General features: G+C 74.6%; 14 protein-coding genes and 1 rRNA gene. 11 read left to right on the top strand and 4 right to left on the bottom strand.

Going from position 1 to position 16,474, the window contains the following annotated elements:
- Window positions 1-152: 152 nt before the first annotated feature.
- Window positions 153-269 (top strand): 5S ribosomal RNA (gene rrf, locus BLP29_RS19705).
- Between the two features lie 106 nt (window positions 270-375).
- Here the strand turns inward: rrf and BLP29_RS19700 are convergent.
- Complete coding sequence (locus BLP29_RS19700) at window positions 376-1,041, bottom strand: DUF2461 domain-containing protein (protein WP_092807756.1); 666 nt, start codon at window positions 1,039-1,041, stop codon at window positions 376-378.
- The gene (locus BLP29_RS19695) at window positions 1,038-1,610 is read right to left on the bottom strand and encodes a GNAT family N-acetyltransferase (protein ID WP_092807754.1); all 573 of its coding nucleotides are present in this window, start codon (window positions 1,608-1,610) and stop codon (window positions 1,038-1,040) included. The genes BLP29_RS19700 and BLP29_RS19695 overlap by 4 nt, the downstream gene beginning before the upstream one ends.
- A 53-nt stretch (window positions 1,611-1,663) precedes the next feature.
- On the opposite strand from BLP29_RS19695, the gene BLP29_RS19690 reads away from it, so the two are divergent.
- The gene (locus BLP29_RS19690; protein ID WP_207798618.1) at window positions 1,664-2,905 is read left to right on the top strand and encodes a winged helix-turn-helix domain-containing protein; all 1,242 of its coding nucleotides are present in this window, start codon (window positions 1,664-1,666) and stop codon (window positions 2,903-2,905) included.
- 35 nt (window positions 2,906-2,940) lie between these two features.
- On the top strand, window positions 2,941-3,693 hold the full coding sequence (gene thyX / locus BLP29_RS19685; protein WP_092807803.1) for an FAD-dependent thymidylate synthase: 753 nt from the start codon (window positions 2,941-2,943) through the stop codon (window positions 3,691-3,693).
- Between the two features lies 1 nt (window position 3,694).
- Here the strand turns inward: thyX and BLP29_RS19680 are convergent, their stop codons facing one another.
- Window positions 3,695-4,231 (bottom strand): hypothetical protein, encoded by a 537-nt coding sequence (locus tag BLP29_RS19680; RefSeq protein ID WP_092807750.1) that lies wholly within the window; start codon window positions 4,229-4,231, stop codon window positions 3,695-3,697.
- A gap of 58 nt (window positions 4,232-4,289) precedes the next feature.
- Here BLP29_RS19680 and dapA point away from each other — a divergent pair, with 58 nt between their 5' ends.
- Both dapA and BLP29_RS19670 read left to right on the top strand, forming a co-directional pair.
- The gene (gene dapA / locus BLP29_RS19675; protein ID WP_092807748.1) at window positions 4,290-5,195 is read left to right on the top strand and encodes a 4-hydroxy-tetrahydrodipicolinate synthase; all 906 of its coding nucleotides are present in this window, start codon (window positions 4,290-4,292) and stop codon (window positions 5,193-5,195) included.
- Complete coding sequence (locus BLP29_RS19670) at window positions 5,192-6,883, top strand: ribonuclease J (RefSeq protein ID WP_243470119.1); 1,692 nt, start codon at window positions 5,192-5,194, stop codon at window positions 6,881-6,883. The genes dapA and BLP29_RS19670 overlap by 4 nt, the downstream gene beginning before the upstream one ends.
- 178 nt (window positions 6,884-7,061) lie before the next feature.
- Here BLP29_RS19670 and BLP29_RS19665 read toward each other — a convergent pair whose 3' ends face one another.
- A complete protein-coding gene (locus BLP29_RS19665) occupies window positions 7,062-9,014 on the bottom strand; it encodes a S9 family peptidase (protein ID WP_092807746.1) in 1,953 nt (650 codons plus the stop codon).
- 81 nt (window positions 9,015-9,095) lie between these two features.
- On the opposite strand from BLP29_RS19665, the gene BLP29_RS19660 reads away from it, so the two are divergent.
- The 6 genes from BLP29_RS19660 (at window position 9,096) to BLP29_RS19635 (ending at window position 16,361) form a co-directional block, all read left to right on the top strand.
- On the top strand, window positions 9,096-11,663 hold the full coding sequence (locus BLP29_RS19660; RefSeq protein WP_092807744.1) for a DNA translocase FtsK: 2,568 nt from the start codon (window positions 9,096-9,098) through the stop codon (window positions 11,661-11,663).
- Between the two features lie 32 nt (window positions 11,664-11,695).
- Entirely contained in the window at window positions 11,696-13,138 is a 1,443-nt protein-coding gene (gene rimO, locus BLP29_RS19655) for a 30S ribosomal protein S12 methylthiotransferase RimO (protein ID WP_243470118.1), read from the top strand.
- Window positions 13,135-13,812: a CDP-diacylglycerol--glycerol-3-phosphate 3-phosphatidyltransferase gene (gene pgsA, locus BLP29_RS19650; protein WP_092807742.1), complete on the top strand. Its 678-nt coding sequence runs from the start codon at window positions 13,135-13,137 to the stop codon at window positions 13,810-13,812. The genes rimO and pgsA overlap by 4 nt, the downstream gene beginning before the upstream one ends.
- Before the next feature lie 113 nt (window positions 13,813-13,925).
- Complete coding sequence (locus BLP29_RS19645) at window positions 13,926-14,297, top strand: helix-turn-helix domain-containing protein (protein ID WP_092807740.1); 372 nt, start codon at window positions 13,926-13,928, stop codon at window positions 14,295-14,297.
- Window positions 14,298-14,423: 126 nt separating this feature from the next.
- Window positions 14,424-15,095 carry a TetR/AcrR family transcriptional regulator gene (locus BLP29_RS19640; RefSeq protein ID WP_243470117.1) on the top strand — a complete coding sequence of 224 codons (672 nt, stop codon included), beginning with the start codon at window positions 14,424-14,426 and terminating at the stop codon, window positions 15,093-15,095.
- Between the two features lie 24 nt (window positions 15,096-15,119).
- On the top strand, window positions 15,120-16,361 hold the full coding sequence (locus BLP29_RS19635) for a DUF4032 domain-containing protein (protein ID WP_092807738.1): 1,242 nt from the start codon (window positions 15,120-15,122) through the stop codon (window positions 16,359-16,361).
- Window positions 16,362-16,474 lie beyond the last annotated feature (113 nt).

Raw genomic sequence — 16,474 nt, 5'->3', positions numbered from 1 at the left:
ACAACAAACAAAAATCGTTCGACCTCACGGGTTGAACCAACTTGTCTCGCGTCCACTGTGCGGTTCTGAAAGCACGAACACACCCGTGTGTTCACACCGCCCCCACCCACCCGCTGACCCGGGTGAACCGGGGGAGGAAACTTTCACAGCGTTACGGCGGTCATGGCGAGAGGGAAACGCCCGGTCTCATTCCGAACCCGGAAGCTAAGCCTCTCAGCGCCGATGGTACTGCCCGGGGGACTGGGTGGGAGAGTAGGACGCCGCCGGACACACTTTCCGACAAGGGGGTCACAGCACACGCTGTGACCCCCTTGTTGCGTTCCTGACGCAATGCGCGTCGGTCGGCTCCTCCGGGCAGGAACCGACCGCCGCGGTTCAGCGCCGGCGCTCGGGGGGCGCCGTGGACTCACCGACGTTGTCGTGGAGCCACTGCACGAGCGGTTGCAGCGCCCGGAAGGACGTCGTCACGCGCTCGACCACGTCACGGGTGCCCAGCCAGTCCTCCGGCGTCCAGTGCCGTCCGCCGTGGATCGAGCGGTGGCGCAGCAGGTCGGCCCGGGGGTGGTCGGCGGCGTAGCCGCGCGGCGTGCGGGTGAGCCGGTGGCCGTCGATCGTGAGACCTCGGCCGCGCAGCTCGTCGACCACCGTCTGCAGGCGAGCCCCGGGGAGCTCGGCGTCGACCGCGCGGCGGTACCGCTCCACCTGGTCGGGCTGCAGGCGCCATGCGCCCCCGGCCACGTGCAACCCGTCGGCGGAGACCTGCACGTACCAGGCGCCGGGTCCGCCGCCCTCGCGGTGCAGCACGGCGCCCTGGTGCGTCTTGTACGGCGTCTTGTCCTTGGCGAACCGCACGTCGCGGTACGGGCGGAAGAGCTTCGCGGTGCCGAACTCGGCCGTCAGCTCCTCGACCAGGCCCAGCATGGGCGCGCGGACGTGCTGCTCGTACTCCGCCTTGTGCTCGGCCCAGTAGGACTTGCTGTTGTCGGCCTCGAGGCCCTCGTAGAACACGAGGCCCTCGTCGGGGAAACCGCCGAAGGTCATGCCTGGTCTCCGTCTTCGGCGAGCAGCGCGTGCCAGCGCCGCTCGCGGATCGTCCGTCCGTCGGCCTCCAGGCCGCGGGTCCAGGAATCTGCTGCCCACCCCGCCGATTGCAGGAAACCCGACGTGACGCGGTCCTCCTCGGGCACCCACATCCGCAGGTCCCGCACCCCGACGGGCTCGAGGAGGTCGACGGCCGCAGCGAGCAGTCGACTGCCGTGCCCGCGGCGCCCCCAGCGCGGTTCCACCAGCAGCGCGGTCAGCTCTGCGGCCGGGCCGTGGGGTGACCGTGGCTCGTGCGGTGCCAGCTCGGCCGGTGCGTGGGCGAGGAACCCGACGACGGTGGACCCCTCACACGCGACCAGCACCCCGTGCCCCGGCGTCGGCGGCGCCTCGACGGCCGAGCGCCACGCCGTGGCCGCTGCGTCGTCGTCCCAGGCGTCGAGGGCGTCGGCGGGCAGCAGGGCGCGGTAGGCGGTCCGCCAGGTCACCCGCTGCACCCGGGCGATGTCGGCCGCGTCGGCCGGCACGGCGGGGCGGACCGAGGACTCGGCGCGTCCGGTGAGCTGCACCCCCGCACCCTAGGCCGGGCGATCCGTCGTACCCACGGGGCAGGATCGACGGTGTGCACCGAGTCCCGCCCGTCGACCGCCTGTCCGCGCCGCTGGCGCGTCGCGTCGCCCTGGCTGCCCAGGGGCTCGCCGACCCCCGCCCGGACGGACCAGCAGGTGCCCGTCAGCTGCGGGCCGCGGTCGATCGGCTGGCGGTGGTGCAGATCGACTCGGTCAACGTGCTGTCCCGCTCGCACTACCTGCCCCTGTTCAGCCGGCTGGGTCCCTACCCGCGAGCCGCGCTCGACCGGTTGCACCACCCCCGGCACCACGTGTTCGAGTACTGGGCGCACGAGGCCTCCTACCTCCCCGTCGCCCTGCAGCCGCTCCTGCGCTGGCGCATGGCCGCTGCCGAGCAGCACGCCTGGGGCTCGATGCTGCGGGTCCAGCGCGAACGCCCCGGGTACGTCGCCGACCTGCTCGACCGGGTGCGCGACGGTGGCCCCCTGCGGGCCTCGGAGGTCGGTGAGCAGCGGCCCAGCACCCCCGGGCAGATGTGGAACTGGCACCCGGGCAAGGCCGCGCTGGAGTACCTGTTCTACGTCGGGGCGCTGACCGCCCGCTCGCGCACCGCGGGCTTCGAACGGGTCTACGACCTCACCGAGCGGGTGCTGCCGGCCGCCGTCCTCGCCGTGCCCACCCCCAGCCGCCCCGACGCGGTCCGGGCCCTGGTGCGCACCGCGGCCATGGCGCTCGGGGTGGCCACCGAGACCGACCTGCGCGACTACTTCCGCCTGCCGGTCGCCGACACCCGCGCCGCCGTCGCCGAGCTCGCCGACGCCGGTGACCTGCTGCCCGTCGAGGTCGAGGGGTGGGGCAGGCCGGGGTGGCTCGACCCGGCCGCGCGCCGCCCGCGGTGGGCCCGCGCCCGGGCCCTGCTGTCCCCGTTCGACTCCATGGTCTGGGAGCGGCCGCGCATCGAGCGGCTGTTCGGCTTCCGGTACCGGCTGGAGATCTACACACCGGCGGCCCGGCGGGTGCACGGCTACTACGTGCTCCCGTTCCTGCTGGGCGACCGCCTGGTGGCCCGGGTCGACCTGAAGGCAGACCGCGCCGCCGGGGTGCTGCGGGTGCAGTCCGCGTACGGCGAGGACGTCGGTCCGCCGCCGGCCGAGGTGGCCACCGAGCTCGCCGACGAGCTGTCGCTCATGGCGGCCTGGCTCGAGCTCGACCGGGTCGAGGTCGTACCCCGCGGTGACCTGGCAGATCACCTGGCCGCTGCGGTGGGGCGGTCCGTCGACCCCTCGTTGCAGTGACTGCACCCAGGGTGCCCGCCGTAGGGTCCAGCACCGTGGTCGACATCGCCCCGCTGACGGTCCAGGTCATCGCGCAGACGCAGTTCACCCCGCCGCCCGACGTGCCGTGGGAGACCGACGCCCAGGGCGGCCAGGCGCTGGCGGAGTTCGCCGGCCGGGCCTGCTACCAGTCCTGGGGCAAGCCCAACCCGGCCACCGCCACCAACGCGGGCTACCTGCGGCACATCCTCGAGGTGGGGCACCTGTCGGTGCTCGAGCACGGCTCGGTGTCGATGTACCTCACCGGTGTCTCGCGGTCGCTGACGCACGAGCTCATCCGGCACCGGCACTTCTCCTACAGCCAGCTCTCCCAGCGCTACGTCCCCGAGGGCGACGCCGCGTTCGTCGAGCCCGCGGTCGTCGCGGAGGACCCCGAGCTGCACCGGCTGTTCACCGACGCCGTCGAGCGCTCGCGCGAGGCCTACTCCGCGCTGCTGGCCGGGCTGGAGGCGCGCTTCGCCGACGTCCCCCAGGCGACCCTGCGCCGCAAGCAGGCCCGGCAGGCGGCCCGGGCGGTGCTGCCCAACGCCACCGAGACCCGCATCGTCGTCACGGGCAACTACCGAGCCTGGCGGCACTTCGTCGGGATGCGGGCCAGCGAGCACGCCGACGTCGAGATCCGCGACCTCGCCGTGCGCTGCCTGCGCGAGCTGCAGCGCGTGGCCGGCAACGTCTTCGACGACTTCCGCATCAGCACCCTGGCCGACGGCTCGGAGGTCGCGGCCAGTCCCCTGGTCGGGGAGGGGTGACTCAACGGGTGGGCGCCGCCGTGCCTGCCTGCGCCCAGGCGGCGTCCACCGCGGCGACCACGTCGTCCAACGAGCCGGTCGCGTCCACCTCGAGGTCGACGTCCCGCAGCGCGGCGACCTCGGCGTGCAGGGCGTCGAACTCGACGTCGCTGAGGGTCTCCGACGCCGTCCGGGCGCGGGCCACCTCCACCGGCACGCGCAGCGCCACGAGGAACGGTGCCGCCGTCGAGGCCCGGTAGACGGCCCCGACCTCCCCGCGGACCACGTCGCAGACGACCGCCTCGACCCCGGCTGCGGTGAACGAGGCCGCCAGCAGGCAGGCCTGCACGGCAGCGAGCCGGTGCTGACCCTCACCGGCGCCGGGACGCCACGGCTGCACCGCTCCCGACCGCAGCATGCCGTGCAGGTCGGCCACCTCGACCACCGCGCACAGCCCACGCCGCCCGGCGAGGGCCCGCGCCACCGACGTGCACCCCGCGGCCGGCCCGCCGGTGAGCAGCAGCGGGCGGCGCAGGGGGAACGGGGTCGGTGCGGTCATGCCCGGCATCCTGCCGGGACCGGCGGCACCCCGCCCGGGCGCTGGGTAGGTTGGCAGCATGCCTGGCGCCACCGATCCCGCTCGCCCCTTCGGTCGCGTCCTGACCGCCATGGTCACGCCGTTCACCGCCGACGGGTCGGTCGACCTCGCCGGCGCGCAGGAGCTGGCCACCCACCTGGTCGACCGCGGGCGGCACGACGGCCTCGTCGTCAACGGCACGACCGGTGAGTCGCCCACCGTCTCCGACACCGAGCAGATCGAGCTGCTGCGCGCGGTGCTCGACGCCGTCGGCGACCGGGCGGTCGTGGTGGCCGGGGCCGGCACCAACGACACCGAGCACTCGGTGGAGAAGGCCCGCGCAGCCGAGCGCGCCGGGGCGCACGGCCTGCTGGTGGTGACGCCGTACTACAACCGGCCCACCCAGCGCGGCCTGCTGGTGCACTTCCGGGCCGTCGCCGACGCCAGCGACCTGCCGGTCATGCTCTACGACATCCCGCCGCGCTCCCAGGTGCCCATCGAGGTCGACACCCTGGTGCAGCTCGCCGAGCACCCGCGCATCGTCGCGGTCAAGGACGCCAAGGGGAACCTGCCCGACGTCTCGCGCACCCTGGCCCGCACCGACCTGGCCTACTACAGCGGCGACGACGTCCTCAACCTGGCGCTGCTGGCCATCGGGGCCGTCGGCGTGGTCAGCGTGGTGGGCCACGTGGCGGGCCCGCAGCTGGCCGACCTGGTCGCCGCGGTCGAGGCCGGCGACCTGCCCCGGGCCCGCGCGGTCAACGACGGCCTGCTGCCGGCGTACGAGGCGATCATGGGCGGCGGCCAGGGCGCCATGATGGTCAAGGCCGCACTGCACGCCCTGGGCCTGCCCGCCGGGCCGACCCGCCCGCCGCTGGTCGACGCCACCGCCGAGGAGGTCGCGCAGCTGCGCCGTCAGCTCGTCGCCGGCGGTCTGGCGCTGTGACCGCCGGGCTGACCGCCGGGCTGACCGCGCCGCCCCCGCTGCCCGCCGGCGGCCTGCGCGTCGTCGCCCTGGGCGGGCTGGGCGAGATCGGCCGCAACATGGCGGTGCTGGAGTTCGCCGGGCGGCTGCTGGTCGTCGACTGCGGGGTGCTGTTCCCCGAGGTCCACCAGCCCGGCGTGGACCTGGTGCTGCCCGACTTCTCGGTCATCGAGCACCGGCTGGACGACGTCGAGGCCGTCGTGCTGACCCACGGGCACGAGGACCACATCGGCGCGGTGCCCTACCTGCTGCGGCTGCGGCCCGACATCCCGCTCGTCGGCTCCCGCTTCACCCTCGCCCTGGTGGCCGCGAAGCTGCGCGAGCACCGCATCGAGCCGGTGCTGGTCGAGGTCGCGGCCGGCGACCACCACGCCGCCGGACCCTTCGACACCGAGTTCGTCTGCGTCAACCACTCGATCCCCGACGCCCTGGCCGTCGCCGTGCACACCCCGGCCGGCACGCTGGTGCACACCGGCGACTTCAAGATGGACCAGCTGCCCCTCGACGGGGCGCTCACCGACCTCGGCGCCTTCGCCCGGCTCGGCGAGGCCGGCATCGACCTGCTGCTCAGCGACTCCACCAACGCCGAGGTGCCCGGCTTCGTCACCAGCGAGCGGTCGATCGGGCCGGTCCTGGACGCCGTGTTCGCCGGCGCCCGGCAGCGGCTCGTGGTCTCCAGCTTCGCCAGCCACGTGCACCGCATCCAGCAGGTGCTCGACAGCGCGGCCCGGCACGGCCGGCGGGTGGCGCTGGTCGGGCGCTCGATGGTCCGCAACATGGGCGTCGCCCAGGAGCTCGGCCTGCTGCACGTGCCCGCCGGGCTGCTGGTGCCGGTCGAGGAGGCCACCGCGCTGCCGGCCCACCAGGTCGTGCTGGTCAGCACGGGCTCGCAGGGCGAACCGCTGAGCGCGCTCGGCCGGATGGCCGCCGGCACCCACGCCCAGGTCACCATCCAGCCCGGGGACACCGTCGTGCTGGCCAGCTCGCTGGTGCCGGGCAACGAGACGGCCGTGTACAAGGTCATCAACGGCCTGGCCCGGCTCGGCGCCACCGTGGTGCACAAGGAGACCGCCCGCGTCCACGTCTCCGGGCACGCTCCCGCCGGCGAGCTGCGGCTGCTGCTGCAGGTCGCCCGGCCCCGCCACCTCATGCCGGTGCACGGTGAGTGGCGGCACCTGCGTGCCCACGCAGCCATCGCCGCCGAGGTCGGCCTGCGGCCCGACCAGGTGCTGCTCGCCGAGGACGGCGTCGTGGTCGACCTGGTCGACGGGGTCGCGTCGGTCGTGGGCGCGGTGCCCATCGGGGACGTGTTCGTCGACGGCGCGACCGTCGGGGCCGTGGGGGAGGAGACCCTCACGGCCCGGCAGATCCTGGGCGACGACGGCTTCGTGGCGATCACCGTCGTGGTGGAGCCCGGCACCGGGACCGTCGTGGCGCCCGTGCACCTCACGGCGCGCGGCTTCGCCGACGACCCGGCCGTGTTCGCCCCCGCCGTCGAGCTCGTGGAGGAGGCCCTGCGCCGCACCCTCGCCGACGGGCCGGTGGACAGCCACCGCCTGGCCCAGGTCGTCCGCCGCACGGTCGGCACCTGGGTGGCGACCACCCACCGTCGCCGCCCGATGATCGTCCCGACCGTCCTCGAGGTCTAGCACCGGCCGGAGGCCGTGTGCGACGGCCGGTGCGCGGGACGGTGCACACCGTCGCGCTCCGCGGTCCCAGCGCGGCCACGTGCCACGTCGGCTGCGTGGAGCCGGCACGTGGGTCCCGGCGGGAGGACGTCGTCCCCCGCGCCGGCGACCCACTGCGACCTGCGGTCGCCTCCGTCCTCTACGGGCGGACGACCTCGATCGGCGTGATGCCCTCCTCGGGTGGCAGGTCGAAGCCGAGCACCTGGGCGTAGAAGGACAGCTCGCCGTCCAGGGCGGCCCGGATGTTCTCCGCGCGGCGGAAGCCGTGCTGCTCGCCGGGGAACAGCAGGTAGGCGTGCGGCACGCCCTTCTCGCGCAGCGCAGCCACCATCATCTCGGCCTGCTCCGGCGGCACCACCCGGTCCTCGGCGCCCTGGAACACCGCCAGCGGGGTGTCCAACCGGTCGACGTGGTGGATGGGGGAGCGCTCGGCGTACACCGCCTCGCCCGACGGCCAGGGCGCGATGAGTCCGTCGAGGTAGCGCGACTCGAACGAGTGCGTGTCGGCGGCCAGCGCGGCCAGGTCGGCGACGCCGTAGTGGCTGGCGCCGGCGGCGAACACCCCCGGGCGGAAGGTCAGCGCGGCCAGCGTGGTGTACCCACCGGCCGACCCGCCGCGGATGACCGCCCGGGCCGGGTCGACCCGCAGCTCGGCCGGGGCGTCGGCCGAGGACAGGAACCGGACGACGGCCACGACGTCGTCGAGGTCGACGACGCCCCAGCGCCCCTGCAGGGCGTCGCGGTAGGCGCGGCCGTAGCCGGTGGACCCGCGGTAGTCCACGTCGGCGACGGCGAACCCTCGCGAGGTCCAGTACTGCACCGCGGTGGTCAGCACCGGCGACGCGGCCGCGGTGGGCCCGCCGTGCACCACGACCACCAGCGGGGGCAGCTCGCCCGCCGGCGCGGTGACCTCGGGGTTGGTGGGCGGGTAGACCAGCGCGTGCGCCTCGGTGATGCCGTCGGCGTCGGTGGAGGGGAAGGTGACGTGCCGGGGACGGGAGAACCAGGCCTCGTCGACGTCGCGCGGTGCCGGCCGCAGCACGTCGACGTCCCCGCCGTCGACGTCGATGCGCACCACCTCGGCCTTCGAGGTCGGCCCGCCGGCCACGCACACCACAGCGGTCCCGTGGGCGCGCAGCTGGCCGAAGGACGCGTACCGGGTCCCCAGCTCGCGGGGTCCCTCGGTGCCCAGGACGACGAGGCGGTCGGCGCCGTCGCGGCCGTGCGCCACCACCAGGCGCCCGTCGGACAGCTCGGCCCACCGGCTCTGCCCGAACACCCACTGGGGCCCGGCCATGTCGGTGCCGGGGTCGAGCACGAGCTCGGGCTGCCCACCCGGACGCCAGCGGTGCAGGGCCCAGCAGCCCGACCGGTCGGCGAAGAACAGCAGCGACCCGTCCGCCGTCCAGCCCGGCTGCACCACGGACTCGCCGTCCCCGCCGGCCACGACCGTCTCGGTGCCGTCGGCCGCCCGCACCACCAGTTGCGCGGCGTCCCAGGGCATGTGGGGGTGCTGCCACTGCAACCAGCTGAGCGCGCCGTCCGGGCCGGGGCGGGGGTCGGACACGAAGTCCGGGCCGCTGACGAGCACCTCGACCGAGCCGTCGGGGGCGACCGCCACGACCTCGTGCACCACCTCGGCGGCGTCCCCGGACGCGGTGTGGGTCTCCCGCACGCAGAGCACCTGCCCGCCGGGGGTGACCACGAGGTCGGCGTACCGCACCCCGGCCAGGATCGCCGGGGCGGCGGTGAGCGGCTCGGGGTCGGCGCCGGGGACCACCCGGTACAGCCGCTGGTCGGCGAAGTCGGTGAGGAAGACCGTGCCGTCGGCGACCGTCCAGGCCCCGCCGCCGTACTCGTGCACCCGGGTGCGGGCGTTCCACGGCTCGGGGAGCAGGTCGGTGGTCGCGCCGTCGGGGCTGCGGCGCACCAGCACCGTGCGACCACCTTCGCTGGCCCGCGACTCGGCCCACCACACGGCGTCGCCGTCCACGAGCACCTCGCCGATCCGGGCCGCGGACCGCACCACGAGCTCGGAGGTGATCGGGGTCGGCCAGGATCCGAAGGGCAGCGTCCGCTGGGTCGACGTCATGGTCGGTGACGCTAGTCGCGGGTGCAGACACGCTCTCCCGCCTGCCACACGGGCACCACGCCCGCGATTACCGTCGGGGACATGCCTGCGCGCTCGACGACCTCGAACCGGCGGCCGGCGGCCGGCGGCTCGTCGCGCAGCCGCCCGGCCACCACCGCTGCCAAGAAGAAGGCGCCCGCCAAGCGGGCGCCGGCCAAGCGCGGCGCGACCACCGCGGCCCGCCGCCCGGCCCCCGAGCGCCGCTCGGTCGGCGCCGGGTTGTGGTCGGCCGCCAGCGGCACCTGGTCGCTGCTGGCCCGGGGCGCCGGTGGGCTGGCCCGCTCGGTCGCCCGGCCCGAGGAGGCCGAGCCGCTCGCCCCCGAGCACCGCCGCGACGGCGTGGGCCTGGCCGTGCTCGGTCTGGCCATCGTGCTGGGCGTCACCGCCTACGTCGGCGACGTCGGCCCGGTCGGCTCGGGCATCGTCGGCGCCTTCCGCTGGGCGTTCGGCGCGCTCACCTACCTGCTGCCCGTCGTCCTGCTGCTGGCCGCCCTGCGGTTGCTGCGGCACGGCCCGCGCCCCGAGGCCCGCGGGCGGCTGATCATCGGCTGGATCTGCGTGGTGCTGCCGGTGCTCGGCATCGCCCACCTGGTCACCGGGTCACCGACCGGCACCGACCGCGACGCCGGCGGCGGCACGGTCGGCTGGGCGATCGGCAACCCCGTCGGCGCCGGGGTGGGCACCGGGGTCGGCGTCGCCCTCTTCCTGCTCGTCGTGTTCTTCGGCGTCCTGGTCGTCACCGCCACCCCCGTGCACCAGGTGCCCGAGCGGTTGCGCGGCCTGCTCGACCGGCTCACCGGCCGCGACGAGGACGACTACGACGACGAGGACGACGACCTCGACGACGAGTTCGTCCCCGACCTCGGGCGCGAGGCCGACCCGCCGGCCCCCCGCAGCACGCGGCGCAGCCGCGCGCAGGCGGCCATGGAGGCCCTGCAGTCCGGCGCCGACAGCACCGACACCGGGATCATCGACGCCGGGGACGTCGCCGGTGCCGGCGACGCGGTGGCCGTCGAGCCCACCACGTCCAGCGCGCTGCGCCGCCCCCCGGTCGTGGAGGACCGCACCCGCCGGGTCGAGCCCGATCTGCCGCCGATCACCGAGCCCGAGCAGATGGTCATCGAGCCGGTCGAGGGCGACTACGTGCTGCCCTCGCTCAACTCGCTGCGCCCGGGCGACCCGCCCAAGGCCCGCTCCAAGTCCAACGACATCGCCATCGAGGCGATCACCGGGGTGCTCGAGCAGTTCAACATCGACGCCGCCGTCACCGGCTTCACCCGCGGCCCGACGGTGACCCGCTACGAGGTCGAGCTGGGCCCCGCGGTCAAGGTCGAGAAGATCACCGCGCTGACCCGCAACCTGGCCTACGCCGTCGCCAACGACAACATCCGCATCCTGGCGCCGATCCCGGGCAAGTCGGCCGTCGGCATCGAGGTGCCCAACCTCGACCGCGAGAAGGTCAGCCTCGGCGACGTGCTGCGCTCCGGGGCAGCCAAGCAGGACCCGCACCCCATGCTCGTGGGGCTGGGCAAGGACATCGAGGGCGGCTTCGTCTGCGCCAACCTCGCGAAGATGCCGCACCTCCTGGTGGCCGGTGCGACCGGTGCCGGCAAGTCCTCCTGCGTGAACTCGCTGCTGACCTCGCTGCTGCTGCGGGCCACCCCCGACCAGCTGCGCATGATCCTCATCGACCCCAAGATGGTCGAGCTCACGCCCTACGACGGCATCCCGCACCTGATCACGCCGATCATCACCGACCCCAAGAAGGCCGCCACCGCGCTGGCCTGGCTGGTCGAGGAGATGGAGCAGCGCTACCAGGACATGCGGGCCACCGGCGTGCGGCACGTCGACGACTTCAACCGCAAGGTCGAGCGCGGCGAGGTCACCGCGCCCCCCGGCAGCGAGCGGGTCTACCGGCCCTACCCCTACATCCTGGCCATCGTCGACGAGCTGGCCGACCTCATGATGGTCGCCGCCCGCGACGTCGAGGAGTCGATCGTCCGGATCACCCAGAAGGCCCGCGCCGCCGGCATCCACCTGGTGCTGGCCACCCAGCGCCCCTCGGTCGACGTCGTCACCGGCCTGATCAAGGCCAACGTGCCCTCGCGGCTGGCGTTCTCCACCTCCAGCCTCACCGACAGCCGGGTCATCCTCGACCAGCCGGGTGCCGAGAAGCTGATCGGCATGGGCGACGCCCTGTTCCTGCCGATCGGTGCGGGCAAGCCGCTGCGCGTGCAGGGCGCGTTCGTGTCCGACGCCGAGATCGAGGCGGTCGTCGAGTTCACCAAGCGGCAGGCCGAGCCCGACTACCGGGAAGAGGTCTTCACCGCCGCGGCCGGTGAGCAGAAGGAGATCGACGAGGACATCGGGGGCGACCTCGACCTGCTGGTCCAGGCCGTCGAGCTCGTCGTCACCAGCCAGTTCGGGTCGACGTCGATGCTGCAGCGCAAGCTGCGGGTCGGCTTCGCCAAGGCCGGGCGGCTCATGGACCTCATGGAGAGCCGCGGGATCGTCGGCCCGTCCGAGGGGTCCAAGGCCCGTGACGTGCTGCTGAAGCCCGATGAGCTGGAGAGCACGCTCTACTTGCTCCGCGGCGGCGGCGACGCCTGACCCCGGGCGACTACGCTGTCAGGGTGACTGCTGTGCCCGCACTGCCCCTCTCCGACCTGCCCGCCGACGCCACCAAGGTGGCGATGGTGACGCTGGGCTGCGCCCGCAACGAGGTCGACTCCGAGGAGCTGGCGGGCCGGCTGGCCGCCGACGGGTACGAGCTCGTGGCCGACGCCGCCGACGCCGACGCCGTGCTGGTGAACACCTGCGGCTTCATCGAGACGGCCAAGAAGGACTCCGTCGACGCCATCCTCGAGGCCGGCGACGGCGGGGCGAAGGTCGTCGCGGTGGGCTGCATGGCCGAGCGCTACGGCAGCGAGCTGGCCACGGCGCTGCCCGAGGCCACCGTGCTGGGCTTCGACGACTACTCCGCCATCGGTGACCGGCTCGACGACGTCCTCGCCGGGCGCCCGCTGGTACCGCACACGCCGCGCGACCGCCGCACCCTGCTGCCGATCAGCCCGGCCGACCGCACCCGCGCGGCCGTGGCCCCGACGTCGCCGGCGATCCCCGGGCACGACTGGCTCAAGCGCACCCGGCTGACCACCGGCCCCACGGCGTCGCTCAAGCTCGCCTCGGGCTGCGACCGGCGGTGCGCGTTCTGCGCCATCCCCGCCTTCCGGGGCGCGTTCGTCTCCCGGCCGGTGGGGGAGGTGCTCGGCGAGGCGCAGTGGCTGGCCGGGCAGGGCGTGACCGAGCTGGTGCTCGTGAGCGAGAACTCCACCTCCTACGGCAAGGACCTCGGCGACCTGCGCACGCTGGAGAAGCTGCTGCCGCAGCTGGCCGGCATCGAGGGCTTGGTCCGCATCCGGGTGGCCTACCTGCAGCCGGCCGAGCTGCGACCCGGACTGCTGGAGACCATCGCCACCACCCCCGGGGTCGCGCCGTACTTCGACCTGTCGTTCCAGCACAGCTCGCCGACCCTGCTGCGCCGCATGCGGCGCTTCGGCGGCACCGAGGACTTCCTGGCGCTGGTGCAGCGCGCCCGCGAGCTGGCCCCGGCGGCCGGGTTCCGCACCAACGTCATCCTCGGCTTCCCGGGCGAGACCGAGGCCGACGTCGCCGAGCTCGAGCGCTTCCTGACCGCGGCCCGGCTCGACGCGGTCGGGGTGTTCGGCTACTCCGACGAGGAGGGCACCGAGGCCGCCCGGCTCGACGGCCACCTGCCCCAGCACGAGGTCGACGCCCGGGTCGCCCGGATCACCGACCTCGTCGAGGAGCTCACCGCCCAGCGGGCCGAGGAGCGCATCGGCTCGACCGTGCAGGTGCTGCTCACCGAGCGCCAGGCCCCCGGCGTGTGGACCGGTCACGCCGAGCACCAGGACCCCGACGCCGACGGCACGACCACCGTCACCGGGGTACGACCCGACGCGGTGCCCGGCGAGGTGGTGGCCGCCGAGGTGGTCGACACCGAGGGCGTCGACCTGGTCGCGGCCTGCCGCGTTCCGGTGGGGGCAGGTCCCGACCGCGCATGAGCAGCGTCCTGCCCGACCCGGCCGCCACCCCGCCCCAGACGGCGAAGGTGGTGAACCTGCCCAACGCGCTCACGGTGCTGCGGCTGGCCGTGGTCCCGCTGTTCGTCTGGCTGCTGCTGGCCGACGGCGGCATGGACGACACCCGGCGCTGGTGGGCCACGCTGTTCTTCGCCGTAGCGATCATCACCGACCGCTACGACGGCATGATCGCCCGGCGCACCAACCAGGTCACCGAGTTCGGGAAGATGGCCGACCCCATCGCCGACAAGGCGCTCACCGGGTCGGCGCTCATCGGGCTGTCGGCCCTGGGGCTGCTGGCCTGGTGGGTGACGCTGGCGATCCTGGTGCGCGAGCTCGGGGTGACGCTGCTCCGCTTCTGGGTCATCCGGCACGGCGTCATCGCGGCCAGCCGGGGCGGCAAGGCCAAGACGGTGGTGCAGGCCCTGGCCATCGGGCTCTACCTCATGCCGCTCAGCGGTGTGCTGGCCTCGGTCCGGTGGTGGTTCATGGGCGTCGCGCTGGTGCTCACGCTGGTGACCGGGCTGGACTACGTCGTCCGGGCCGTGCGGTTGCGCCGCACCAGTGCCCGCGCCATGCGCAACGCCACGGCCCGGCGGGCCGCCGCGGGTCGCGACGCCGGCGACGCGGGCCGCCGCACCGACACCGCGGCATAGTCCGGCGCCTGCCGCCGTTGCGCCCTGAGCGGACGCGTACCGGTCCGAGCGGTCGACACGGCTGCTCCCGCGTACCGTGGGACCACGATCACCGATCGGGACAGGAGACGGCGATGACGCTGCTGCGCACCCAGCTCGGCACCACCCTGCGCGGCCACCGGTTGCGCCAGCGCCGCACCCTGCGCGACGTCTCCGGCGCGGCCCGGGTCAGCCTGGGTTACTTGTCGGAGGTCGAGCGCGGGCAGAAGGAGGCCTCCTCCGAGCTGCTGGCCTCGATCTGCGACGCCCTCGACGTCGAGCTGGCCGACCTGCTCGCACAGGTCAGCCAGGACCTGCGCGCCGGCGCCGGAGCCCCCGCCGTCACGCCACTGGTCCCCGCCGCACCGGTCGAGCAGCCCGCCGTCGCCGCGCCGGTGGCCGAGCCGGCACTGGCACTCGTGGGCGCGCCGGCCCGCCGCCGCGACCCCGTCGCCCTCGCAGCCTGACCCCCGCCCGTCGGGGCTCCGCCGAAGCCCTCACCGGCGCGGTCGGGTGAGGCGGGTGGGGCGACACGAGCGCTGCTCGCGCCCGACGTCCTTGACCCAGGGTGAGCGCAGTGGGACACAGTGTGGGTGAACCCGCTCCCGCTGCCCGACCGGTACTCGCCGCGCACCATCGAGGACACCGGCACCGTGCTCACCGCCACCCCGCCCGCCGCGGTGCCGGCCGAGGAGACCGGGCGCCACGCCACCGTGGTGCTCGGCGAGCTGCCGCTGCTGCGGCCGCCGGCCGGGGGAGCCCCCACCAAGGCCGGGGCCGCGCTGGCCCGCACCCGCCGCGGCCTGCTGGCCGGGGCGGCCGTCGCGTTCGCCGAGCACGGCCTCAAGCGGACGACGATGCAGCACGTCGCCTCCGCCGCCGGGGTCGCCAAGGCCACGCTGTACAACCACTTCCGCACCAAGGACGACGTCGCGACCGCGCTGCTGGCGGCCGAGCTGGCGCGCCTGGCGGGCCTGGCCGCCGGCCTCCCGCGCGAGCGGGCGTTGCTGGCGCTGGCCGAGGAGGTCGGCGGGCACCCGGTGCTGCGCCGGCTGGCCCAGACCGAGCCCGAGGTGCTGGCCCGCCTGCTGCAGGCCGCCGACCAGGGCGCGGTCACGCAGCGGCTGCGCTCGGCCCTGTTCCTCGACGAGGACACCGCGGCCGTCGTCCTGTCCTGGCTCGTGGGCCTGGTGCTGCGGCCGGGCACCGCCGAGCAGCGCGCCCGGCAGGCCGCCACCGTCGCCCGGGTCGCCCCCGGGCGCTGAGCCCGGCGGGTAGGTTCACCGGGCGTGCGGTACCTGTTCCGGCCACCGGCCACCGAGGCCGCCGCGCTGCTGTCCCTGCCCTGGGAGCAGCCGCTGGCCGAGTGGGACCCCGCGCTGCTGCTCGACGTGCCGCAGCGGGGCATCTCGCGGCACGTCGTGCGCTTCGTGGCGGCCGAGGGCGCGGTGTTCGCCCTCAAGGAGATCGCCGAACCGCTGGCGCGCAAGGAGTACGCGCTGCTGGGCGAGTTCGTAGAGGAGGGCCTCCCCGCGGTGTCGGTGCTCGGCATCTGCATCGACCGGCCCGACGACCAGGAGGCCATCCTGGTCACCCGGTACCTCGAGTACTCGATGTCCTACCGGCACGTGTTCTCCAGCCCGCGCAGCCAGTACTCGACGTCCAAGCTGCTCGACACGATGGTCGTGCTGCTCGTGCGGCTGCACCTGGCCGGTGTCTTCTGGGGTGACTGCTCGCTGTCCAACACCCTGTTCCGGCCCGACGCCGACGGCCTGCAGGCCTACCTGGTCGACGCCGAGACCGTCGAGCGCCGCCCCGAGCTCAGCGCCGGCATGCGCCGCTACGACGTCGACCTCGCCCGCGAGCGGGTCGGCGCCGAGCTGCTGGACCTGCAGTTCGGTGAGCTGCTGAGCCCCGAGATCGACCCGATCGCGGTGGCGGAGTCGCTGCCGGGCCGGTACGAGGCCCTGTGGGACGCGGTGACCCGCGAGGAGGTCTTCCGGCGCGACGAGCAGCGCTACCGCGTGGCGGAGCGGCTGCAGTGGATCAACGAGCTGGGCTTCGACGCCGGCGAGATCGAGCTGGTGCACACCCCCGAGGGCGCCCGGCTGCGGGTGCAGACCCGGGTGTCCGAGCCCGGTCAGCACCGCCGGGAGCTCTTCCGCCTCACCGGCCTCGAGGTGCAGGAGAACCAGGCCCGCCGCCTGCTCAACGACCTGCGCAGCTACCGGGCGTGGCTGGAGCAGGAGGGTGGGGCGCCGGTGCCCGAGACGGTCGCGGGGCACCGGTGGATGTCCGAGGTGTACCTGCCGGTCGTGCAGGCCGTACCCCGGCACCTGGCCGGCCGGGTGGCTCCCGCGCAGCTGTTCCACGAGGTGCTCGAGCACCGGTGGTTCCTGTCCGAGCAGGCCGGCCGGGACGTCGGCACGACCGCTGCGCTGCGCTCGTACCTGGACTCCGAGCTGCCCCGCACCCCGGCCGAGCTGACCACGCCGGCGGTGCTGGCCGGGGGACCCGAACCCGCCTCCTGACCCGTCGCGCCGGGCCTGGAGGTCACGACCCTGCAACGGTCCGGATCTCGGTTTGCGCTCCGCGGTGGCCTGGACCACAGTCGCCTCACAGCTGGTGATCATGGATCACCGGA

It is taken from the genome of Klenkia marina (genome assembly GCF_900101025.1).
GTDB classification, from domain to species: Bacteria; Actinomycetota; Actinomycetes; order Mycobacteriales; family Geodermatophilaceae; genus Klenkia; species Klenkia marina.
The sequence above is the reverse complement of the archived record's forward strand: the minus strand, read 5'-3'. Positions and strand labels throughout refer to the sequence as shown.